Source organism: Hydrogenophaga sp. UC242_53, from assembly GCF_042696965.1.
Classification (GTDB): domain Bacteria; phylum Pseudomonadota; class Gammaproteobacteria; order Burkholderiales; family Burkholderiaceae_C; genus Hydrogenophaga.
Map to the genome: position 1 here is coordinate 3689771 of NZ_CP170552.1, position 22832 is coordinate 3712602.

Sequence of the window (22832 nt, forward strand, 5' to 3'; positions counted from 1 at the left end):
TCAGGCCGCGTGGTCCAGCGAGGCGGTGGCCAGCAGCGCCACGCACAGGTCTTCGTACGACAGGCCGGCCGCCTTGGCCGACATCGGCACCAGCGAGTGGCCGGTCATGCCGGGCGAGGTGTTGATCTCGAGCAGCCAGGGCTTGCGGGTCTTGGCGTCGATCATCACGTCGGCGCGCGACCAGCCACGGCAGTCCAGCGTGAGGTAGGCCTTGAGCACCAGCGCCTGGATGGCGGCCTCTTCACCTTCGGGCAGGCCGCAGGGCACGAGGTACTTGGTGTCGTCGGTGAAGTACTTGTTCTGGTAGTCGTAGTTGCCTTCGGGCGCGACGATGCGGATCACCGGCAGGGCTCTTGCGTCGGCGCCCGTGCCCAGCACCGGGCAGGTGACCTCGTCGCCCGCGATGAACTGCTCGCACATCACCAGCGGATCCAGCCTGGCAGCGAGTTCGTAGGCGGCGGCGCATTGCGCCTCGCTGATCACCTTGGTCAGGCCGATGGTGGAGCCTTCGCGCACGGGCTTGACGATCATGGGCGAACCCAGCGCCTTGAACGCGGCCAGGGTCTCGTCGGCGCTGTGCACCTGGCGCCAGGCCGGCGTGGCCAGGCCTTCGGCGATCCAGATGCGCTTGGTCATGAGCTTGTCCATGGCCACGCTGGAGGCCATCACACCGGGGCCGGTGTAGGGAATGCCCATCAGCTCCAGGGCCCCCTGCACCGTGCCGTCTTCACCGAAGCGGCCGTGCAGCGCGATGAAGCAGCGCTGGAAACCTTCGCGCTTGAGTTCGCCCATCTCGCGCTCGGCCGGATCGAAGGCGTGCGCGTCGACGCCCTTCGATTGCAGCGCGGCCAGCACGCCCTTGCCCGACATGAGCGAGACCTCGCGCTCGGCCGAGCGCCCGCCCATCAGCACGGCCACCTTGCCAAGCGACCTGGCATCCACCGTCATTGCCTTCTCCTGTTTCATGCGGTTGCTCCCTGCGCCAGCTCGATCACGCGACCGGCGACCGCGCCCACCGTGCCCGCGCCCATGCAGAGCACCACATCGCCGTCGCGCGCGTTGTCGAGCACGGCCTGCGGCATGGCGGCGATGTCGTCCACGAACACGGGTTCGAGCTTGCCGGCCACGCGCAACGCGCGCGCCAGCGAGCGGCCATCGGCCGCGACGATGGGGGCTTCGCCGGCCGCGTACACCTCGGCCAGCAGCACGGCATCGGCCTGGCCGATGACTTTCACGAAGTCTTCGAAGCAGTCGCGCGTGCGGGTGTAGCGGTGCGGCTGGAAGGCCAGCACCAGCCGGCGGCCCGGGTAGGCACCGCGCGCGGCCGACAGCGTGGCGGCCATCTCCACCGGGTGGTGGCCGTAGTCGTCCACCACGGTGCAGCTGCCGCCCGAAGGCAGCGCGGCTTCGCCGTAGCGCTGGAAGCGCCGACCCACGCCCTTGAACTCGGCCAGCGCCTGCTGCACGGCCTCGTCGGGCACGTTCAGCTCCACCGCGATGCCGATGGCGGCCAGGGCGTTGAGCACGTTGTGGTTGCCGGGCAGGTTGAGCACCACGTCCAGGTCGGGCAGCTCCACGCCGTTGCGGCGCTGCACGGTGAAGTGCATCTGCGTGTCCACCGCGCGCACGTTGATCGCGCGCACCTGCGCGTCTTCCGCGAAGCCGTAGCTGGTGATGGGCCGCGCGATCTGGGGCAGGATCTCGCGGATCGCCGCGTCGTCCACGCACACCACGGCCGCGCCGTAGAACGGCATCTTGTGCAGGAAGTCCACGAAGGCGGACTTGAGCTTGCCGAAGTCGTGGCCGTAGGTGTCCATGTGGTCGGCGTCGATGTTGGTGACGACCGAGAGCACCGGCAGCAGGTTGAGGAAGGAGGCGTCGGACTCGTCGGCCTCGACCACGATGTACTCGCCCGACCCCAGCTGGGCGTTCGCGCCGGCGCTGTTGAGGCGGCCCCCGATCACGAAGGTCGGGTCCAGCTGGGCGGCGGCCAGCACGCTGGCCACCAGGCTGGTGGTGGTGGTCTTGCCGTGCGTGCCGGCGATCGCCAGCGCCCTTCTTCATGCGCATCAGCTCGGCCAGCATCACCGCGCGCGGCACCACCGGCACGAGTTTCGCGTGCGCGGCCACCACCTCGGGGTTGTCTTCCTTCACCGCGGTCGAGGTGACGATGGCGTCGGCGCCCTCGATGTTCGCGGCGTCGTGGCCCACGAACACCTGGGCGCCCAGCGCCACCAGCCGGCGCGTGACGGTGCTCTCGCCCAGGTCGCTGCCGGAGATGCGGTAGCCCTGGTTGAGCAACACCTCGGCGATGCCGCTCATGCCGGCACCGCCGATGCCGACGAAGTGGATGTGACGGATGGCGTGCTTCATGGATTCGGGACTTTCGCGAGTTGCTCGCAGGCGGACACCACGGCCGCCACGGCTTCGGTCTTTTGCATCTGTTTGGCCTGGGTGCGACTGGCCAGCAGTTGCTCGCGCTGCACGGTCTGCAGGGTTTGCGCGAGCCGCTGGGGGGTGAGTTCGGTCTGGGGCACCAGCCAGGCGGCGCCGGCATCCACCAGGAAGCGGGCGTTGGTGGTCTGGTGGTCGTCCACCGCCGAGGGGAACGGCACGAACAGCGCGGCCGCGCCGACGGCGGCGATCTCGGTCACGGTGCTGGCGCCGCTGCGGCAGACGATGAGATCGGCGTCGGCGAAGGCCTGCGCGGTGTCGTCGATGAAGGGCGTGAGCTCGGCGTGGATGCCGGCGGCGATGTAGTTGGCGCGCAGCGCGTCGATCTGCTTCTCGCCGCTCTGGTGCGTGACCTGCGGCTGCTGCACCTTGGGCAGCAGCGCCAGCGCCTGCGGCACCACGTCGTTGAGCGCCTTCGCGCCCAGGCTGCCGCCCACCACCAGCAGGCGCAGCGGGCCACTGCGGCCGGCGAAGCGCTCGGCCGGCGCGGCCTGGCGCAGGAAAGGCGTGCGCAGGGGGTTGCCCACCCACTCGGCCTTCTTGAACACGTTCGGGAAGGCGGTGAACACGCGGTCGGCCACACCGGCCAGCACCCGGTTGGCCATGCCGGCCACCGAGTTCTGCTCGTGCAGCACCAGCGGCTTGCCGGCGAGCACGCCCATCATGCCGCCGGGGAAGCTGATGTAGCCGCCCAGGCCCACGACCACGTCGGGCTTGACGCGGCGCACCACCTGCAGCGACTGCCAGAAGGCGCGCAGCAGGCGCAGCGGCAGCAGCGCGACCGTGACCAGCCCCTTGCCGCGCACGCCACCGAAGTCGATGGTCTCCAGCGCGAAGCCGCGCGGCGGCACGAGCCGGCTTTCCATGCTGCCGGGCGCGCCCAGCCAGTGCACGCGCCAGCCGCGCTCGCGCAAGGCTTCGGCCACGGCCAGGCCGGGGAAGATGTGGCCGCCGGTGCCACCGGCCATGATGAGGGCGCAGGGAGCCGTCACGAGCGCCCTCCCTTCATCATCTGGCGGTTCTCGTAGTCCACGCGAAGCACGAGCGCGATGGCCACCAGGTTCAGCAGAATGGCCGAACCGCCGTAACTCATCAGCGGCAGCGTCAGGCCCTTGGTGGGCAGCGCGCCCAGGTTCACGCCGATGTTGATGAAGGCCTGGAAGCCCATCCACAGGCCCACGCCCTGTGCCACCAGGCCGGCGAAGACCTGGTCGAGCGCGATGGCCTGACGGCCGATGTGCATGATGCGGCGCGTGAGCCAGAGGAACAGCGCGATCAGCACCACGACGCCGAGCAGGCCGAACTCCTCGCCGATCACGGCGAGCAGGAAGTCGGTGTGCGCCTCGGGCAGCCAGTGCAGCTTCTCCACGCTGCCGCCCAGGCCGACGCCGAAGATCTCGCCCCGGCCGAAGGCGATCAGCGAGTGCGAGAGCTGGTAGCCCTTGCCCAGGGCGTGCTCCACGCTCCAGGGGTCGAGGTAGGCGAAGACGCGCTGGCGGCGGAACTCGCTGGTCATGACCATGAGCGCGAACGCGCCCACCACCACCAGCGCCATCAGGAAGAACATGCGCGCGTTCACGCCACCCAGGAACAGGATGCCCATGGCGATCACCACGATCACCATGAAGGCGCCCATGTCGGGCTCGGCCAGCAGCAGCATGCCGACCACACCCACGGCCACCGCCATCGGGGCCACGGCGTGGAAGAAGCGTTCCTTGACCTCCATCTTGCGCACCATGTAGCTGGCGGCGTAGAGCAACACGGCCAGCTTGGCCAGTTCGGAAGGCTGAAAGTTCATGATGCCCAGCGAGATCCAGCGGCGCGCGCCGTTCACGCCCCGGCCGATGAAGGGCAGCAGCACCAGCGCGAGCAGCACCAGCGCCAGCGCGAACAGCCAGGGCGCCATCTTTTCCCACGAGCGCAGCGGGAACTGGAAGGCCACCATGGCCGCGATCACGCCGATCACCATGGAGATGCCGTGCCGCAGCACGAAGTGGGTGTGGGCGTAGTTCTGGAAGCGCGGGTTGTCGGGCAGCGCGATGGAGGCGGAATACACCATCACCAGGCCCCAGGCGAGCAGCGCCACCACCACCCACAGCAGAGGCTGGTCGAAACCGAGTTCGCGCACCGCCACGTTGCGCGTGCCGGCATAGGTGCGGTTGGACAGTCGCACCGGCAGGTTGTCGCGCGAGGAGCCTCCGGCGAGCGCGCCCGCGAGGTCGCGTCCCGGGAAGCGTGGCAGCAGGCCGGCCAGGCCGGCGCGCAGGCGCTCGCCCCAGGGGGCGCGGTTGGCCTGGGCGGCGGCGGCGGTTTTCTTCTTCACAGTCCCCCCTCCAGGCTCAGGCCCTGCTCGGCGGCCAGGGCGTGCACCGCTTCCACGAACACGCGGGCGCGGTGCATGTAGTTGTCGAACATGTCCAGGCTGGCGCAGGCCGGCGACATCAGCACCGCATCGCCCGCGCGCGCCTGCTGCGCGCAGAGCGCGACGGCGTCGGGCAGCGTGGCGGCGTCGAGCTGGGGCACCCCGGCCTCCTGCAGCGCGTTGCCCACGGCCTCGCGGATGCGGCCGGCGTCGCGGCCGATGTAGACCACGGCGCGCGCGAAGCGGGCCAGCGGCTCGGCCAGCGGCAGGAAGTCCTGCCCCTTGCCATCGCCACCCAGGATGACGACCAGCCGGCGGTCCACGCCCAGACCGCGCACGGCCGCCAGCGTGGCACCCACATTGGTGCCCTTGCTGTCGTCGAAGTACTCGACCTCGTCGAGGATGGCCACGGGTTCCACGCGGTGCGGCTCGCCGCGGTACTCGCGCAGGCCGTGCAGCATGGGACCGAGCGCGGCGCCGGTGGACGTGGCCAGCGCGAGCGCGGCCAGGGCGTTGGCCGCGTTGTGGCGGCCACGGATGCGCAGCGCGTCCACGGGCATGAGGCGCTGGAAATAGATCTCTTCGTCTTCTTCGGCACCACGGCCGCGCTTGCGCGTTTCGTCCAGCGCCAGGGCGCGCACCAGCCAGGCCATGCCATTGACCGATTCGATGCCCCAGTCGCCCGCGCGGGTGGGCGCGTCCAGGCCGAAGCTGGCCCAGGGGCGCGCGCTCTGCTGGCGGTTGCGGTTGCCCACTTTCACGGTCACCAGGCCGGGCTGCATGCCCATGACCAGCGGGTCGTCGCGGTTGAGCAGCATCAGGGCCTGCGCGCCGAACACCGCCTTCTTGGCCAGGGCGTAAGCGGCCATGTTGCCGTGCCAGTCCAAGTGGTCTTCGGTGAGGTTGAGCACGGTGGCCGCGGTGGGCACGCCGTCCCAGTCGCCGCCGGCGGTGCCGTCGAGCTGGAAGCTGGAGAGTTCCAGCACCCAGGCCTGGGGCAGGTGCGCCGGCTGCGGGGGCTCCACGGGCGGCGGCACGAGCTGGGTCGGGCCTTCGCCTTCTGCCTCGGCATCCGCCGGGACCACGGCTTCATCGGCCTCGTCGATCTCTGCGTCGGCGTCTTCCTCGGGCGCCGCCTCGGCTTCGACGGCCACGGGGGCCTCGGGTGCGCACCTGGGCCTGCGCTTCGGCCTGCGCCTGCGCTTCTTCGGCCGCCGCGCGTTCGTCGTCGGCCGCCTGCGCCACGGCTTCGGTGTCCAGCGCGGCGGACAGCACGTCGAGCAGGGCCGGGCCGATGTTGCCGGCCACGGCCACGTTCAGGCCGGCGCGCTGCAGCAGCAGGCCGGTGAGCGAGGTGACGGTGGTCTTGCCATTGGTGCCCGTGATGCCCAGCACCTTGGGCTTGTACGGCAGGCGCGCGCGCTGCGAGAGTTCGCGCAGGGCGCGGGCGAACAGGTCGAGCTCACCGACCACGGCCACGCCGCGCTCCGTTGCCCAGCCGAACACGCCCTGCAGCATCTCGGGCGCCAGGCCCGGGCTGCGCGCGATCAGGTTCCACTCGGCGCGCGCCAGCAGCGTGTCGTCGAATGGTCCGGCCACGAAATTCGCGTCCGGGCACTCGGCGCGCAGCACCGCCAGCTGGGGCGGCGTCTCGCGCGTGTCGGCCACGGTCACGCGCGCACCCTGGCGGACGCACCAGCGCGCCATGGCCAGGCCGGAGGCGCCCAGACCGAGGATGAGAACGGACTGCTGATTCATCGCAGCTTGAGCGTGGACAGCCCCACGAGGCACAACAGCATGGTGATGATCCAGAAGCGCACGACGACCTGCGTCTCCTTCCAGCCCTTTTTCTCGAAGTGGTGGTGCAGCGGCGCCATCTGGAACAGGCGCCGGCCCGTGCCGTAGCGCCGCTTGGTGTACTTGAACCAGCTCACCTGCAGCATCACCGACAGCGCCTCGACCACGAAGATGCCGCCCATGATGGCGAGCACGATTTCCTGGCGCACGATGACGGCGATGGTGCCCAGCGCGCCGCCCAGCGCGAGCGCGCCCACGTCGCCCATGAACACCTGCGCCGGGTGGGTGTTGAACCACAGGAAAGCCAGGCCCGCGCCGGCCATGGCGGCGCAGAAGATCAGCAACTCACCCGCGCCGGGGATGTGCGGCAGCAGCAGGTAGCGCGCGAACACCGTGTTGCCGGTGACGTAGGCGAACACGCCCAGCGCCGAGCCGACCATGACCACCGGCATGATCGCCAGGCCGTCGAGGCCGTCGGTGAGGTTGACGGCGTTGCTCGAACCGACGATGACCAGGTAGGTCATGATCACGAAACCGAACACGCCCAGCGGGTAGCTGATTTCCTTGAAGAAGGGCACCAGCAGGCCGGCCTGCGGCGGCAGGTCCACGCTGAAACCCGAACGCACCCAGGCGACGAAGAGTTCGAGCACGCGCAGGTTGCTGGACTCGGACACGCTGAACACCAGGTAGAACGCGGCCACCAGGCCGATCACCGACTGCCAGAAGTACTTTTCGCGCGAGCGCATGCCTTCCGGGTCCTTGTTGACCACCTTGCGCCAGTCGTCCACCCAGCCGATGGCACCGAAACCCAGGGTCACCAGCAGCACGATCCACACGAAGCGGTTGGTGAGGTCGAACCACAGCAGCGTGGACAGCGCGATCGAGAACAGGATGAGCACACCGCCCATGGTGGGCGTGCCGCCCTTGCTCAGGTGGGTCTGCATGGCGTACTCGCGGATCGGCTGGCCGATCTTGAGCGCGGCCAGGCGCCGGATGAAGTACGGGCCCGCGACCAGGCCGACCAGCAGCGCGGTCATGGCCGCCATCACGGCGCGGAAGGTGAGGTACTGGAACACCCGCAGGGATCCGAATTCGGGCGACAGGCCTTGCAGCCAGAGGGCCAGGCTAGGCAGCATGGGCGTTGTCCTTCTTGTCTCTTGTTTGAGCGGGGTCCAGCGCCAGCAGCGCCTGCACCACGCGTTCCATGCGCATGAAGCGCGAGCCCTTGACGAGCACGCTGCGGTACACCGGCCGGTCGTCGGTCACGGCGGCGCAGACGGCGCCAGCCAGGGCTGGCACTTCGACCCAATGAATGATTTTGGGCAGGGGCGCGCTGGCCTGGCGCATCCAGTCGCCCGCGACGTGCACGGCCTCGATGCCGCGCGCCAGGGCGTGGCGCAGCACCTCGTCGTGGAACGCCAGGCCCTGTTCGCCGACCTCGCCCATGTCGCCCAGCACCAGCAGGCGCGGCGCGGGCAGCTCGGCCAGCACGTCGATGGCGGCGCGCACCGAGTCGGGGTTGGCGTTGTAGGTGTCGTCGATCAGGGTGACGTGGCGGTCGTTCACGCGCAGCGCGAGGGCGCGCGAGCGCCCGCCCACCGGTTCGAATGCGTCCAGGCCGCGCACCACGGCGTCCAGCGGCACACCGGCGGCCAGGGCGCAGGCGGTGGCCGCCAGGGCGTTGCGCACGTTGTGGCGGCCGGCGATGCGCAGGCGCACCGAGGCTTCGCCCAGCGGAGAGACGAAGCTCAGCGCCCACGCGCCTTCGGCCCACTCGGTCTTGAGCGCCTTCACATCGGCGGCCTCGTCGCGGTCGCTGAAGGTGATGATCCGCCGCGCTCCGGCGAACTCGCGCCACAGCGGGGTGTAGGTGTCGTCGGAGGGGAACACGGCCACCCCATCGGCGCCCAGCGCCTGGATGACCTGCCCGTTCTCGCGCGCCACGGCTTCCACCGTGGCCATGAATTCCAGGTGCTCGCGCTGCGCGTTGTTGACCAGCGCCACCGTGGGCAGCGCCAGCGCGGCGAGTTCGGCGATCTCGCCCGGGTGGTTCATGCCCAGCTCCACCACCGAGAGGCGGTGCGCGGCGGTGATGCGCAGCAGGGTGAGCGGCACGCCGATGTCGTTGTTGAAGTTGCCCTGCGTGGCGTGCGCGGCCTCGCCCGCGGCGGCGCGCAGGATGGACGCGATCATCTGCGTGACCGTGGTCTTGCCGTTGCTGCCGGTCACGGCGATCAGCGGCAGGTCGAACTGACCGCGCCAGCGGCGCGCCAACTCGCCGAGCGCTCGCCGGGTGTCGGGCACTTCCACGCCGGGCAGGCCGGCCTCGGCCAGGCCCTGGTGGGCGATGGCGGCCAGCGCGCCCTGCCCTCGCGCCTGCGGCAGGAAGTCGTGCGCGTCGAAGCGCTCGCCCTTCAGCGCCACGAAGAGGTCGCCCGGCTGCAGGCTGCGGGTGTCGGTGTGCACGCGGGTGAACGGCAGATCGGGCTGGCCGACCACGCGGGCGCCGTCGAGCTGCGGCAGGAGCTGGCCCAGGGTCTTCATGCGTGGGCCCCCTGTCCGTGGCGCTGCGCGAGCGCGGCGCGCGCCTGCTGCAGATCGGAAAACGGTTTCTTCACGCCCATCACGTCCTGGTAGTCCTCGTGGCCCTTGCCGGCGATCAGCACCACGTCGCGCGCCTCGGCTCGCGCCACCGCCAGGGCGATGGCCTGGGCGCGGTCGGGTTCGACCAGTGCGGCATCCGACGAGGAGAGGCCGGCCACCATCTGGCGCAGGATCGCCATCGGGTCTTCGCTGCGCGGGTTGTCGCTGGTGAGCACCGGGCGCTGCGCCTCGCGCTCGGCGGCCGCGGCCATCAGCGGGCGCTTGCCGGCATCGCGGTCGCCGCCGCAACCCACCACCACCCAGAGCGCGCCGCCGCGCTGGCGCGCCAGCGGTTGCAGGGCCTGCAGGGCTTTTTCGAGTGCGTCGGGCGTGTGCGCGTAGTCCACCAGCACCAGCGGCTGACCAGGCTGGCCGACCGCGGCCTGCTCCATGCGGCCGGGCACGGGCGTGAGCGCGGCGCAGGCCTGCACGGCGTCGGCCAGGGGCACGCCGAGGGCGCGCGCGCTGGCCAGCACGCACAGCAGGTTGGACACGTTGTAGCGGCCCACCAGCGGCAGGCTCAGCGCGTGCTGGGCCAGGGTGCGGCCGCGCGCGTCGCGCTCGCCGATCTGCAGGGCCATGCCGCTGTCGGTGAAGGCCAGGTCCTGCGCGAACAGGCGCGCGCGCCCGTGGTGGCCGGCTTCGATGGCCACGGTCCAGAGGTCCAGCCCCCGGCGGGCGAGCGTGGCGGCCAGGTCCGCGCCGCGGGCGTCGTCGATGTTGACCACCGCGCTGGCCAGGTCCGGCCAGTCGAACAGCCCGGCCTTGGCGGTCCAGTAGGCCTCCATGCTGCCGTGGAAGTCGAGGTGGTCCTGCGTGAAATTGGTGAACACGGCCACGCGCAGTTGCGTGGCGTTGAGCCGGCCTTCGACAATGCCGATGGACGACGCCTCGATGGCGCAGGCCTTCAGGCCGGTGTCGACGAAGCGGCGCAGTTCGGCCTGCAGCATGACGGGGTCGGGCGTGGTCAGGCCGGTGGCGACCAGCGGTCGTTCCGCCTGGCCGGGCTGGGGCGGGCGCCCCATGCCCAGCGTGCCGATCACCGCGCAGGGTTTGGCGCAGAAGGACAGCAGCTGCGCCGTCCACCAGGCGGTGGAGGTCTTGCCGTTGGTGCCGGTGATGCGCAACCATGTCGAGGGCGGCGCTCGGCGTGCCGTGGAACGCGCTGGCGATCGCGCCGGCCGAGGCCTTGAGGCCTGGCACCGCCAGCACGCGTTCGTCGTCGAAGCCATAGCTTGGTGCGCCCTCGTGCTCCACCAGCGCCGCGACGGCGCCCGCCTGGAGCGCGCCCGCCACGAAGCGGCGCCCGTCGGTGGCCGCACCCGGCCAGGCCACGAAGCCATCGCCCGCACCCACGCGGCGGCTGTCGCAGTGCAGGGCACGCACGCCGCGCTCGCGCAGCCAGTCGGCCACGGCCTGGGGGTCCTGGATGGTGCGCAGCATCAGAACGACTCCTCCACCACGTGGGTGACGATCTGCGGCTTCACGTTCATGTCGGGCTGCACGCCGAGGATGCGCAAGGTCTGCTGCACAGTCTCGCTGAACACCGGCGCGGCCACCAGGCCGCCGAAGTACTGCCCGTTGCTGGGCTCGTCGATCATCACCGCGACCACGATGCGCGGCGCTTCCACCGGCGCCAAGCCCACGAACCAGCTGCGGTACTTCTTCTCGGCGTAACCCTTGCCTTCCTGCTTGTGCGCGGTGCCGCTCTTGCCGCCCACCGAATAGCCCATGGTCTGGGCGCGCGAGCCGGTGCCGCCCGGGCCGGCGGCCAGGCCGAGCATCTGGCGCACGGCGATCGAGTTCTTGGCGCTGAACACACGCACGCCGGCGGTCTGGGTGTCGGACTTCTGCAGGGTCAGGGGAATCAGCTCGCCGTCGCGCGCGAAGATGGTGTAGGCCTGCGCGAGCTGGAACAGCGAGGCCGACAGGCCGTAGCCGTAGCTCATGGTGGCCTGCTCGATCGGGCGCCACGTTTTGTAGGGACGCAGGCGGCCCGTGACCGCACCGGGGAACGGCACCTGCGGCTTCTGGCCGAAGCCGGCCTGCGCGTAGGTTTCCCACATCTCGCGCGGGCTCATCTGCATGGCATCTTGACCGTGCCCACGTTGCTGGACTTCTGGATCACCTGGGACACGGTGAGCACGTCGTTCGGGTGCGAATCGCTGATCGTCGAGCCGCCGATGGTGATGCGGCCGGGCGCGGTGTGGATGGGGGTGTTGGGCGTGACCAGGCCCTTTTCCAGCGCCAGCGCGGCGATGAAGGGCTTCATGGTCGAACCGGGTTCGAAACTGTCGGTGAGCACGCGGTTGCGCAGCTGCTCGCCCGTCAGGTTCTGGCGCCGGTTGGGGTTGTAGCTGGGGTAGTCTGCGCAGGGCCAGCACCTCGCCCGAGACCGTGTCGAGCACGATCACGCTGCCGGCGTGCGCCTTGTGCGCGAGCACCGCGTCCTTGAGCTTCTGGTACGCGAAGTACTGCACCTTGCTGTCGATGGACAGCTGCAGGTCGGGGCCGTCCACCGGCGGCACCACGTCGCGCACGTCCTCGACCACACGGCCGAGCCGGTCCTTGATCACGCGGCGCGAGCCGCTCTTGCCGGCCAGCTGCTGGTTGAACGCGAGTTCCACGCCCTCCTGGCCGATGTCTTCCACGTTGGTGAAACCCACCACGTGCGCGGCGGCCTCGCCCTCGGGGTACTGGCGCTTGTACTCGCGGCGCTGGTAGATGCCCTTGATGCCGAGCGCCGCGATCTCCTTGGCCACCGGATCGTCCACCTGGCGCTTGATCCAGACAAAGGTCTTGTCGTCATCGGCCAGGCGCTTGCGCAGGTCGGCCAGCGGCATCTCGAGCAGCTTGGCGAGCTGGCGCAGCTTGGGCTCGGCGCGGTCCACGTCTTCAGGAATCGCCCAGATGCTTTGCGCGACCACGCTGGACGCGAGGATCAGGCCGTTGCGGTCGAGCACGCGGCCGCGGTTGGCCGGCAGTTCCAGCGTGCGTGCGAAACGCACTTCGCCCTGGCGCTGGAAGAAGTCGTTGCCGAACACCTGCACGTAGGCGGCGCGGCCGGCCAGGCCCGCGAAAGCCACGGCCAGCGCGGCCACGATGAACTTGCTGCGCCACACCGGGGTGCGGCTGGCCAGCAGGGGGCTCGCGGAGTAGTTGATGCTGCGCCCCATGGTCAGCGCTCCGGCGTGGGGTTCGTTGCCGCCGGCTGCGACGGCTCGAACACGGTGACGTACTGCGTGATGCCCGGCGTCACCGGGCGCATCTGCAACTGGCGCGCGGCCAGCAGCTGCACCCGCGCCGGCGTGGCCTGGGCGCGTTTCTGCACCTGCAGTTGCTCGTGCTCGGACTCCAGCTTGCGCGCCTGGGCCTGCGAGCGGTCCAGCGCGGTGTAAAGCCGGCGCGATTCGTACTGGGTGTGCACAAGGTAGAAGGCGCTCGCGATCACGGCCGCCAGCAGCACGAGGTTCAGGCGGATCATGCCGGCGCCTCCGTGCGCTCGGCCACGCGCATGACGGCGCTGCGCGAGCGCGGATTGGCCTTGACTTCCTCGTCGGAAGGCATCACGCGCTTGAGGCCGCACAGGGCCATGGGCGCGGGTTCGGCGAAAGGCACGCGGCGGTCCACCACGGCGCGCGAATGGCGCGCCATGAACTGCTTGACCATGCGGTCTTCGAGCGAATGGAAGCTGATCACCACCAGTTTTCCTCCGGGACGCAACACGTGCAGGCTGGCCTCTAGCGCTTGTTGCAACTCTTCAAGCTCGGCGTTGATGAAAATCCGAAAAGCCTGAAATGTGCGCGTTGCAGGGTCCTTGCCCGGCTCGCGGGTTTTGACCGCGCCAGCCACGACTTCGGCCAGCTCGCTGGTGGTTCGAAAAGGGCCCCGTTCCTGTCGGCGACGATCAATCGCCTTTGCAATCGATTGAGCAAACCGTTCTTCGCCATAGTCACGAATGACCTCCGACAGGGTTGAGACCTCGGCCGTCTCCAGCCACTGAGCCACGCTCTGGCCGCGCGTGGTGTCCATGCGCATGTCCAGAGGTCCGTCGTGGCGAAAAGAAAAACCCCGTTCGGGGTCGTCGATCTGCGGGGAGCTCACGCCCAGGTCCATCAGCAGGCCGTCGGCGCTCGCATCGCCCAGTTCGCCCAGGTGGCTGAACCCCTCGTGCCGGATGGAAAAACGGCCATCGCTGGCCGCCAGTTCCTTTGCCGCCTGGACCGCCTGAGGATCTTTGTCGAAGACGGTCAGCCGCCCCTTGCGGGACAACTGCTCGAGGATCAGCCGGGAGTGGCCGCCGCGCCCGAAAGTGGCGTCGACGTAGTGCCCGTCCGGGTTGATGCCGAGGGCTTGCACAGCCTCGTTCAACAGGACGGTTTGATGGTTCCATGCGCCTTGCACCATGGCCCTTAGAAAGAGAAGTCCTTGAAGACATCGGGCATCTCGGCCTGCATGGCTTCGGCTTCCTGCGCCGCGTAGACCTGCGCGTCCCACAGCTCGAAGTAGGCGCCCATGCCCAGCAGGACCACGTCCTTGCTGATGCCGGCGCCCGCGCGCAGTTCAGGCGAGACCAGCACGCGACCGGAGGTGTCCATGTCCACGTCCATCGCATTGCCCAGAAAGATGCGCTTCCACCACTGCGCCTGCATGGGCAAGGAGGCGATGCGGTCACGGAACTGTTCCCAGGCGCTGCGGGGGAATACCATGAGGCAGCCGTGGGGGTGCTTGGTGATGGTGAGTGCCGCGCCCAGGGCGTCCCGGTGCCGGGTCGGCATGGACAGCCGGCCCTTCACATCGAGACTGAGAGAAGACGCACCCTGGAACACCGCTTTTAGCCCTTAGAAGACACTTTTCACCACTTAATTGCACTTTTTTCCACTTTATCAGGAAATACCCTGCGCGCAACGGGCCAGCTACACATTTTTTCAATGAAATCAACCACTTAGGAAGCATTTAGAAGCTTTATCGCGGTCAAAAACACATTAAAAGCAAGCACTTACAACAAGCACTGCATGTGAAGCTTCAAAACCCTGTTACATGCAGGGCTGTATGAATGATCAGGTGGGAGGAAAAAGGCTGGCGCGACGCCCGCGACACGGGGTGCGGACGGGCCGAAAGGGCACTCGGCGCGAAGCCGAGGCCCTGAGAGACTTCAGAGGATGTAGCGCGAAAGGTCTTCGTTGCGGCTGAGTTCGCCCAGGCGGGCGTCCACATAGGCCGCGTCGATGGTGATGGTCTGGCCTTGCAGGCGCGTGGCGTCGAAGCTCACCTCGTCCAGCAAATGCTCCATCACGGTGGAGAGACGGCGCGCACCGATGTTCTCGGTGCGCTCGTTCACGTCGTAGGCGATCTGCGCGAGGCGGCGGATGCCGTCGGGTGCAAAGGCCAGCGTCACGCCTTCGGTGGCCAGCAGCTCCTGGTACTGCTTCACCAGCGAGGCATGGGTCTGCGTGAGGATGGCCTCGAAGTCCTCCACCGACAGCGACTGCAGCTCGACGCGGATCGGAAAACGGCCCTGCAGTTCGGGGATCAGGTCGCTCGGCCGCGCGAGGTGGAACGCACCGCTGGCGATGAAGAGGATGTGATCGGTCTTGACCACACCGTATTTGGTGGACACCGTGGTGCCCTCCACCAGCGGCAGAAGGTCGCGCTGCACGCCCTGGCGCGACACCTCGGCCCCGCCCGCGTCGCTGCGCGAAGTGACCTTGTCGATCTCGTCGATGAACACAATGCCGTTCTGCTCGGCGTTGTGCAGCGCGCGGGTCTTGATCTCTTCCTCGTTGACCAGCTTGCCCGCCTCTTCGTCGATCAGCAGCTTCATGGCCTCGGCGATCTTGAGCTTGCGCGTCTGGCGCTTGCCGGCTCCCATCTGGCTGAACATGCCGCGCAGTTGCTCGGCCATCTCTTCCATGCCGGCCGGGCCCATGATCTCCATCGACGGCCGCGCCTCGGCCAGGTCGATCTCGATGTCGCGCTCGTCGAGCTGGCCTTCGCGCAGCTTCTTGCGGAAGTTCTGGCGTGCGATGCCCTCCGGCGTCGCCACGGCGGACGGCTCGCCCGCCACGCCGCGCGGCGGCGGAATGAGCACATCCAGGATGCGGTCCTCGGCGGCGTCTTCGGCGCGGGTGCGCTGCTTGCGCATCTCGACCTCTCGCGTCTGCTTGATCGCGATGTCGGCCAAGTCGCGGATGATGCTGTCCACGTCCTTGCCCACATAGCCCACCTCGGTGAACTTGGTGGCCTCGACCTTGATGAAGGGCGCATCGGCCAGTCGGGCCAGGCGGCGCGCGATCTCGGTCTTGCCCACACCGGTGGGTCCGATCATCAGGATGTTCTTGGGCGTGATCTCGGGTCGCAGCTTTTCATCGACCTGCTGGCGGCGCCAGCGGTTGCGCAAGGCGATGGCCACGGCGCGCTTGGCGCCCTTCTGGCCGATGATGAAACGGTCGAGTTCGGAAACGATTTCCTGGGGCGTCATGGAGGACATTACAAAACCTCCACGGTGTGGTTCATGTTGGTGTAGATGCACAGCTCGCCCGCGATCGCGAGCGACTTGCGCACCACCTCTTCCGCGCTGAGGTCGGTGTGGTCGATCAGGGCCTTGGCCGCGGCCTGCGCGTAAGCGCCGCCCGAGCCAATGGCCACGATGCCGTGCTCGGGTTCGAGCACGTCGCCGTTGCCGGTGATGATCAGCGAAGCGCTGTGATCGGCCACCGCGAGCATGGCCTCCAAGCGGCGCAGCACGCGGTCGGTGCGCCAGTCGCGCGTGAGTTCGATGGCCGCGCGCACCAGGTGGCCCTGGTGCTTCTCGAGCTTGGCTTCGAAGCGCTCGAACAATGTAAAGGCGTCGGCGGTGGCGCCGGCAAAACCCGCGAGCACCTGGTCGCGGTAGAGCTTGCGCACCTTGCGGGCCGTGCCCTTGACGACGATGTGGCCCAGCGTGACCTGGCCGTCACCGCCGATGGCGACCTGCACGCCCTGGGGTGTCTCGCGCCGCACGCAGACGATGGTGGTTCCGTGAAATGATTCCATGGCGCTTCAGTTGAGGACGGTCTGTGCGATTGCAACGGCGGCGCGCGCGTTTGTGCAACAGAAATGCAAGGAGGGCCGGCAGCGGCCTCGGTCAGTCGATGCGGACGACCACCTTGGCGTATTCAGTGATGCCGATCACGTGGAAGAACGCCGACACCAGTCGGTGCGCGTCCACGAACTGCACCACACGCCCTTCGGCATGGTGGTTCGACACCCAGTTGAGCAAGGTGCCCGCGGCCGAAAAGTCGACCCGGATCAGGTTGCGGCAGGAAATGATGAGCACGTCGGCGCCCTTGAGCTTGCGCTCCAGCGCTTCGAGCGTGACCTGCGGATCGCCTCGGATCTCGCCCGAGAGCTCGACCAGACCCAGTTGGCTGTAGTCACCCGCTTCGCTGTCAAGCACCGATTCGCTGTGCGGGAAGCCCGACGCCACCTGCTCCAGCACGGACTCGCCCAGCACCGATTGGCCGGCCTCGCCGGGCCTGTCCGCCGACTGCGACGAGTAGTAGCAGCGCGGCTTTTCCCAACCCGGTGGCGACACCTCGTAGGTCACGCAGAAATCGAGCGCGGTGAGTTCGAACTCGTCCGGCCGGTTCATGACGCGCAGCACCGCCATGCGCAACTCCCACCAGAGCTGTTCGACGTCGCGGCGGCCCGAGGGCGTCTGGCTCTTGAGCAAGTCCCGGAACGGCGACGACCCCTGGAAGCGCAACTCCACTTCCTGGTCGCCCCACAAGGTGAAGATGCCCAGCAGCGCGCGCGCCGCCTTGAGATCCATGCTTTCGAGCGGCGTCCAGTCGAGCACCCAGGGCTGTGCCGCGCGCAACAGCACGTTCTGCAGGGTGCCCACCGCGTGCGCGTCCAGTTCCGGCTCGCTCACCCACACCGCGCGGTTGTGGCCGGTGGAGGGCACATAGACCTTGCCGGTCATGCCGGCCACGGTCTCGGGCATGTCGTACCACTGGGGCGCGGAACGGCTGAAGCGGTTGACGAAATCCACCGCGCGGCTCTCGAAGGGGGCGAGCTGTCCCGTGGCGCGGTACAGGTCGAACAGGGCCAGCCAGTCTTCCTTTTCGTCGGCTTTGGCGCCCCCCTCACCCAAGACCTCCAGCAGGCCCTGCTCCGCCCCGGCGTCGTCGCCGTTGGCAAAACGGATCGCGGCCTCCTCCACTTCGGGGTCCTGCGCGATCTCCTGCACATCCAGGGCGTAGAAATGCGAGGCCGAGAACTCCTGGCCCGAACTGCGGTGCTCGTTCGTGGCCGTGGGCGCCACCAAGCCGGTGCGCGCAGGCGGCTGTGGAGGCGGCGGCGGGGCGGCGGACGCCACCTCGCGTTCCTGCGCCGGGCTCCAGCTCTTGCGCAGGGCAGCGGGTGCCGAGGCGGACTCCGGGATGTTCAGCACCGGGATGTCCAGCGACTGCACCGTCGCAGGCGCGGAGGCGGTCGGATTGGGCAAGGGACCGGGTTCGGTCTCGTCGTACTGCGCCTTGCGCTGCCGGACGCTGGACTCGGGCACGCTGGGCGCCAGGGGCACCTGCTTGGATTTGGCGGAGGCAAGGTTGCCAGGGCCGTGGGTGCCGGTGTTCAGGCCGGAGCCGGTGCTGACCAGGGAATCGGGCCCCTTGGTCTTCCACCACTGCATCGACATCTGGGCCTCGATCTCATCGATCTTCTTCAGGGTCTCGGCCCGGTCGTCCGGCTTGGACGGCAGGCTGCTCTGGAAGAACGAAGGACGCATGCCGGGCCCTTCGGCCCCGGTGCCCTCGCGGCTGCGGATCTTGCGCAGCATGTCGAACTCGCGCTTGCGCACGAAGTCGTTGCGCCGCTTGCGCTCGATCATTTCCTTGAGCGCGGCCTTGCTGTACTCGCTCTCGCGATCGGCCGTCCGGGTGTCCAGGTCCGACCAGCTGGTGGTCGGATGGCGCACGAACTTCACCACCTTGGACAGGAAGCCGCCGCTGGAGTCGTCCTTGGACATGGAAAGTCGGTACCGGAAATGAAACGGAAACTGAAACGAACGGCGAGGAACTGGGCTCAGTCCCCGAACATCTTCTGCTTGAGCTCCCGGCGCTGCTGGGCTTCGAGCGAAAGGCTGGCGGTGGGCCGGGCCATCAGGCGACCGACACCGATGGGCTCGCCGGTTTCTTCGCAGTAACCGTAGTCGCCGGAGTCGATGCGCGCGATCGCCTGTTCGATCTTCTTCAGCAGTTTGCGTTCCCGGTCCCGGGTGCGCAATTCGAGCGCGTGTTCTTCTTCGATCGTCGCGCGGTCGGCCGGATCGGGCACGACCACAGTGTCTTCGCGCAGGTGCTCGGTGGTTTCGCCAGCGTTGGCCAGCATGTCGGCCTTGAGCTGGGACAGCTTGCGACGGAAGTAGGCCAGCTGCAGGTCGCTCATGTACTCACTGTCGGGCATGGCTTGCACGTCCAGGTCGGTGAGTTGCTCGACCGGCAGGGTCTTCCAGTTGTTGGCCCGCTTGGGGTCTTTCTGGATGGAGGATGGCACGGGAGGGGTCATGACGGCACGTTGATTCATATGGGAGAAAGTCGCTTTGACAGCGTCTGGGGCGTGGGTGGGGACCACGGCGGCCTGCGTCATCTGCTCCATCATGACCTTTTTGGCCGCCCGCTTGCCCAGAGGGCGAGGGGTGGGCTCCACCACGACCGGTGGGGGAGCCGCCGGGCGCTTGGCGCTGGAAGGTTTGGAAGCAGGGGCTGCGGCAGGCGCGGCCTTGGGAACCGAAGGGGTCACGGAGGATACAGCCGCTTTGGCAGCGGACTGGGTCGTTGCTTTGGGGGCGGCCTTGGCCGCCGGTTTGACCGCAGGGGTGGCCGCCTTCACCGGCGCGCGCGCGGCGGTTTTGGCGGGCGTGGCCTTGGGGGCGGGTGACTTCTTGGCGACCACCGCCTTGCCCTTGGCGACCGCCTTGACCGCTGCCTTCACCACCGGCTTGGCCGGGGTCTTGGCTTTGGCGGCAGGCTTCGCGTCGGTCTTGGCGGGGGTTTTCAGAGGGGTCTTGGCAACGGTTTTGACCGCGGCCTTGGCGCACGGGTTTGGAGGGTTTGGCTGCGGGCTTGGCGGCCGTTTTCTGGGTTTTGCGCACCGTTGTGGTCTTTTTCGCCGCCGACGCGCGTGCCTTGGCTCCCGACGCGGCGGGTTTGCCTGATTTCGCTGTCCTGGTTGCCGGGGCTTTCACAACGGGTCTCCTCTCAGTGACTGACGAAGCGGGATCTCGGGCGGTGCGCTGCGGCGGGCTGGGCCCGAGATGCATCACGGTGGGCCGCCGGATGCGACGTTATACCCTCATTGCCGAACGGCTCTCGGCATTGGTCGATCGGTGCCCGCAAAGGCGGCCGGCCGGCCAACTTGGGCCGCGATTGTAACGAGCCCCGCCTGTTCCTCCCGGAATCCCGCACCGGGGCCCGGGCCCGTCGTTGGAGAAGCGAGACAAACGGCACGTTCAGCTCCGATCGGAACGGGGGGCTAAGGGGTCACGGCCCATCGCCATCATCAGACCAGGCTCTGGTCCAGGCCCTGCACCAGGATGTCCTTGGGCAGGTCGATGCCGATGAAGACCATCTTGCTGGTGCGCGGCTCGCCTTCGGCCCACACGGGCCCGAGGTCGCTGCCCATGAGCTGGTGCACACCCTGGAAGATCACCTTGCGGTCGGTGCCCTGCATGTGCAGCACGCCCTTATAGCGCAGCATGCGCGGTCCATACACCTGCACGATCGCGCCCAGGAAGTCTTCGAGCTTTTCCGGGCTGAACGGGCGCGTGGCGCGGTAGACGAAGCTTTTCACATCGTCGTCGTGGTGGTGATGGTGGCAGTGCCCACCGTGGTCGTGCTGGTGCGAGGGGTGGTTGCAGTGCTCATCGTGCTCGTGGTCATGGTGCTCGTGCGCATGGTCGTCGTGGCGATGGTCGTGCGCGTGATCGTGGTCATCGACCTTGAGGAAGTCGGGGTCGATGTCGAGCTTGGCGTTGAGGTTGAAGCCGCGCAGGTCGAACACTTCCTTGAGCGCCACGTCGCCGAAATGCACCGGGCGCATGGGAGCGCGCGGGTTCATGTGCTTGAGGCGGTGCGTGAGGGCGCCCAGGTCTTCCTCGCTCACGAGGTCGGACTTGCTGATGAAGATCTGGTCGGCAAAGCCGACCTGGCGGCGGGCTTCCTGGCGTTCGTTGAGTTGTTCGGCCGCGTGCTTGGCGTCGACCAGCGTGAGGATGGAGTCCAGCAGGTACTGCTCGGCAATCTCGTCGTCCATGAAGAAGGTCTGGGCCACCGGGCCCGGATCGGCCAGGCCGGTGGTTTCGATGACCACGCGCTCGAAGTCGAGTTCGCCCTTGCGCTTTTTCTGTGCGAGGTCCTGCAGGGTGGCGCGCAGGTCGTCGCGGATGGTGCAGCAGATGCAGCCGTTGCTCATCTGGATGATGTTTTCGGTGGTGTCGGCCACCAGGATTTCGTTGTCGATGTTCTCTTCACCGAACTCGTTTTCGACCACGGCGATCTTCTGGCCGTGTGCCTCGCTGAGCACGCGCTTGAGCAGCGTGGTTTTCCCAGAGCCGAGGAAGCCGGTGAGGATGGTCGCGGGGATGAGTGACATGGCAGGCGCTGGCAGATGAGGGGGTGGCGAAATGGGCAACCGGGAAGTGTATGCCACCCTCGCGTTTTATGCCTCTTTCGGGATATGCAAAAAACAGGCCTGATGGGGTTGCTTTCCTCGGTTTCGCTCCACCCGACCCACTACAAAATTTGGCGCGCCCTCGGTGGTGTGCCTGCGCTGCTTGCGGGACGGTGGCGATGCCCGAATGCGCAGGCCCCCATTCGCGGTTGCCACAGAGGCTGCGTGCCAACCTGGTGTTGACGAGGGGGTTGCGATGGACCCGGGCAGTCACCCGCGAGCAGGGCCGGAGCAGTCGGGCATCGCCACCGGCCCGACGCGAGGTCTCAACAAGAAAGAAGAACTCAGGGCCGCAGATAAACAAAGCCTTCACGCGCCTGCAGCCGGGCCACCTCGGCCACGCCAGAAGGCACGATCTTGGCTTCCATGGCCACCTTGCCCGGATCGATGTTGCGCGACACCAAAGTGTTGTTGCAGACAAAGAAGCCGACCCCCTTGGCAGACAGGTCGCCGATCGCCCCGGAGAACGGCTGGCCGGCCGTGTTGTTGGCGCCGTCCAGCAGGAAATCGATGCCCGCACCGTGCGTCACCACCACGATCTTGGCCGTGGGGTCCGCCGCCAGGTGGTTGCGGATGTTCTGAATCGCGCGCGTGGCCTGCGGGATGCCGTCGCTCAGGTGGTAGACCACCTTGACGGCCGGCTGGGTCTGGGCCTGGGCATTTGCCTGCAGGGACGTGGCCAGCACGGCCCCTAGCATCAGGGTCTTGAGCACGGCGAGGAACTTGAACATGAAGGTCTCCGGAAGATTGAAATGGAACGGTCGCTCGGGGCGGTGCAGCATCCTACAAGCAATGCCCCGGGCCAGGGCCACCAGGGGGCATGCTTCAGCGTGAACGCGGGGTGCGCGGCACCGGCGCCACAGGCTGGCCGGTCAGCGGCTCGGGCGCCTGGCCGGCCCGGCTGCCCGCGCGCGGATGCGCCGCGTCGTACACCTGCGCGAGATGCTGGAAATCGAGCCGGGTGTACACCTGCGTGGTGCTGATGCTCGCGTGGCCCAACAGCTCCTGCACCGCCCGCAGGTCGCCGCTGGACTGCAGCACGTGGCTCGCGAACGAGTGCCGCAGCATGTGCGGGTGCACCGGCGTGGACAACCCGGCCAGCAGGGAGCGGCGCTTGAGCCGCACACGGATGTGCTGCGGCGTCAGCCGCTGGCCGCGCGAACCGATGAACAGGGCGGGGTCTTCGCCGGCCCAGGCCGCGCGCTGCGCCAGCCACGCCGCGAGCGCCGCCAGCGCCTGGCGCCCCACCGGCACGCTGCGCCGCTTGGAGCCCTTGCCCAGCACGTGGGCCTCACCGTCCTGCGCATCGATCCAGCCGCGCGCGCTGCCACTGGCGGCCACGTCCAGCCCCACCAGCTCGCCGATGCGCAGGCCGCAGCCGTACAGCAACTCGGTGATGCACGCGTCGCGTGCTTCCAGGGCCGGGTCGTCCGACGCCTCCTGGTGCGAAGCCAGCTGCACCGCATCGTCCACTCCCAAAGCCTTGGGCAGCGGCTTGCCGGCCTTGGGCGCGCGCACGTCCTGCACCGGGTTGTGATCCACGAGGCCCTGGCGGCCCAGCCACACATAAAAGCCGCGCCACCCCGAAAGGATCAGCGCGATACCGCGCGCGCTGCGCCCGGCACCATGCATCTGCGCGATCCAGCGGCGGATGTGGGCATTCTGAACGGCTTTGAGGGCCACACCGGCCTCGCGGGCATGGGCCGTCAAACGCTCCAGATCGAGCGTGTACAGGATGACGGTGCGGTCCGCCAGCCGCTTTTCCACCCGGACGTGGTTCAGGTAGGCCTGCACCAGCGCGGCATCGCCGCCCGTCCCCGTCGGGCCAGCCAGGGTGCGCTCGGGCAGGTTCATGGGCGCC

16 protein-coding genes and 4 pseudogenes are annotated in these 22832 nt (G+C 68.4%); all 20 read right to left on the minus strand.

Annotation, left to right across the window (positions count from 1 at the left end):
- Complete coding sequence (locus tag ACFJI0_RS18560; protein WP_382321735.1) at nt 1-966, minus strand: D-alanine--D-alanine ligase; 966 nt, start codon at nt 964-966, stop codon at nt 1-3.
- Nucleotides 963-2373: pseudogene (gene murC / locus ACFJI0_RS18565) on the minus strand (UDP-N-acetylmuramate--L-alanine ligase). The gene ACFJI0_RS18560 and the pseudogene murC overlap by 4 nt, the downstream one beginning before the upstream one ends.
- Nucleotides 2370-3446, minus strand: coding sequence for an undecaprenyldiphospho-muramoylpentapeptide beta-N-acetylglucosaminyltransferase (murG, locus tag ACFJI0_RS18570; RefSeq protein WP_382321737.1), 1077 nt, complete (start codon nt 3444-3446; stop codon nt 2370-2372). The pseudogene murC and the gene murG overlap by 4 nt, the downstream one beginning before the upstream one ends.
- Nucleotides 3443-4708: a putative lipid II flippase FtsW gene (gene ftsW, locus ACFJI0_RS18575; protein WP_382325722.1), complete on the minus strand. Its 1266-nt coding sequence runs from the start codon at nt 4706-4708 to the stop codon at nt 3443-3445. Before ftsW ends, murG begins: the two co-directional genes overlap by 4 nt.
- Nucleotides 4709-4773: 65 nt before the next feature.
- Nucleotides 4774-5817: pseudogene (gene murD / locus ACFJI0_RS18580) on the minus strand (UDP-N-acetylmuramoyl-L-alanine--D-glutamate ligase); the annotation flags it as partial.
- 88 nt (nt 5818-5905) lie between these two features.
- Nucleotides 5906-6574, minus strand: coding sequence for a Mur ligase family protein (locus tag ACFJI0_RS18585; RefSeq protein WP_382321740.1), 669 nt, complete (start codon nt 6572-6574; stop codon nt 5906-5908).
- Nucleotides 6571-7749 carry a phospho-N-acetylmuramoyl-pentapeptide-transferase gene (gene mraY / locus ACFJI0_RS18590; RefSeq protein ID WP_382154568.1) on the minus strand — a complete coding sequence of 393 codons (1179 nt, stop codon included), beginning with the start codon at nt 7747-7749 and terminating at the stop codon, nt 6571-6573. Before mraY ends, ACFJI0_RS18585 begins: the two co-directional genes overlap by 4 nt.
- The gene (gene murF / locus ACFJI0_RS18595) at nt 7739-9157 is read right to left on the minus strand and encodes a UDP-N-acetylmuramoyl-tripeptide--D-alanyl-D-alanine ligase (RefSeq protein WP_382321743.1); all 1419 of its coding nucleotides are present in this window, start codon (nt 9155-9157) and stop codon (nt 7739-7741) included. The genes mraY and murF overlap by 11 nt, the downstream gene beginning before the upstream one ends.
- Nucleotides 9154-10699: pseudogene (locus ACFJI0_RS18600) on the minus strand (UDP-N-acetylmuramoyl-L-alanyl-D-glutamate--2,6-diaminopimelate ligase). Before ACFJI0_RS18600 ends, murF begins: the two are co-directional and overlap by 4 nt.
- Nucleotides 10699-12432: pseudogene (locus tag ACFJI0_RS18605) on the minus strand (peptidoglycan D,D-transpeptidase FtsI family protein). The pseudogenes ACFJI0_RS18600 and ACFJI0_RS18605 overlap by 1 nt, the downstream one beginning before the upstream one ends.
- A gap of 2 nt (nt 12433-12434) precedes the next feature.
- A complete protein-coding gene (gene ftsL, locus ACFJI0_RS18610; RefSeq protein ID WP_291118087.1) occupies nt 12435-12740 on the minus strand; it encodes a cell division protein FtsL in 306 nt (101 codons plus the stop codon).
- Complete coding sequence (gene rsmH, locus ACFJI0_RS18615) at nt 12737-13663, minus strand: 16S rRNA (cytosine(1402)-N(4))-methyltransferase RsmH (RefSeq protein ID WP_382154556.1); 927 nt, start codon at nt 13661-13663, stop codon at nt 12737-12739. Before rsmH ends, ftsL begins: the two co-directional genes overlap by 4 nt.
- Before the next feature lie 5 nt (nt 13664-13668).
- A complete protein-coding gene (gene mraZ, locus ACFJI0_RS18620; protein WP_382321746.1) occupies nt 13669-14085 on the minus strand; it encodes a division/cell wall cluster transcriptional repressor MraZ in 417 nt (138 codons plus the stop codon).
- Nucleotides 14086-14411: 326 nt separating this feature from the next.
- Nucleotides 14412-15746, minus strand: coding sequence for an ATP-dependent protease ATPase subunit HslU (hslU, locus tag ACFJI0_RS18625; protein ID WP_382321749.1), 1335 nt, complete (start codon nt 15744-15746; stop codon nt 14412-14414).
- Nucleotides 15746-16291: an ATP-dependent protease subunit HslV gene (gene hslV / locus ACFJI0_RS18630; RefSeq protein ID WP_291118076.1), complete on the minus strand. Its 546-nt coding sequence runs from the start codon at nt 16289-16291 to the stop codon at nt 15746-15748. Before hslV ends, hslU begins: the two co-directional genes overlap by 1 nt.
- A 91-nt stretch (nt 16292-16382) precedes the next feature.
- Nucleotides 16383-18269 carry an STAS domain-containing protein gene (locus ACFJI0_RS18635; protein WP_382321752.1) on the minus strand — a complete coding sequence of 629 codons (1887 nt, stop codon included), beginning with the start codon at nt 18267-18269 and terminating at the stop codon, nt 16383-16385.
- Between the two features lie 56 nt (nt 18270-18325).
- Nucleotides 18326-19234, minus strand: coding sequence for an RNA polymerase-binding protein DksA (dksA, locus tag ACFJI0_RS18640; RefSeq protein ID WP_382321755.1), 909 nt, complete (start codon nt 19232-19234; stop codon nt 18326-18328).
- Nucleotides 19235-19801: 567 nt separating this feature from the next.
- Complete coding sequence (locus tag ACFJI0_RS18645; RefSeq protein ID WP_382321758.1) at nt 19802-20893, minus strand: CobW family GTP-binding protein; 1092 nt, start codon at nt 20891-20893, stop codon at nt 19802-19804.
- A gap of 362 nt (nt 20894-21255) precedes the next feature.
- Nucleotides 21256-21702, minus strand: coding sequence for a DsrE family protein (locus ACFJI0_RS18650; protein ID WP_291117861.1), 447 nt, complete (start codon nt 21700-21702; stop codon nt 21256-21258).
- 94 nt (nt 21703-21796) lie between these two features.
- Nucleotides 21797-22825: a tyrosine recombinase XerC gene (locus tag ACFJI0_RS18655; protein WP_382321762.1), complete on the minus strand. Its 1029-nt coding sequence runs from the start codon at nt 22823-22825 to the stop codon at nt 21797-21799.
- Nucleotides 22826-22832: the final 7 nt, after the last annotated feature.